The organism is Peribacillus sp. SIMBA_075 (genome assembly GCF_046534585.1).
Map to the genome: position 1 here is coordinate 1 of NZ_JAWRYN010001101.1, position 254 is coordinate 254.

1 protein-coding gene is annotated in these 254 nt (G+C 42.9%); it reads right to left on the reverse strand.

All coding sequences use genetic code 11. The features are described from left to right. Positions 1-254 (reverse strand): pyruvate kinase alpha/beta domain-containing protein (locus SB775_RS31700; RefSeq protein ID WP_410865253.1); only part of this gene is annotated, 254 nt, incomplete at both ends.

A 254-nucleotide genomic window follows, 5' to 3' on the forward strand; every position in this document is an offset into this window, starting at 1 on the left:
GTGTAATCACAATCAAGTCGCCATGTCTGACATAGCCAGTTTCAATTGACTTCTCTACTGCATTCTCAAGCATTTCATCTGTAGAGTTCGTATTTGATCCGCTCTTAGCAAATACGCCGAATACAAGAGATAGCTTTCTAGCCACTGATTCGTTTGCTGTTACCGCTACGATTGGTGCTTTTGGTCTATATTTTGAAATCATTCTCGCTGTATGACCGCTTTCAGTAGGTGTCACAATCGCTGCCACGTCAAGC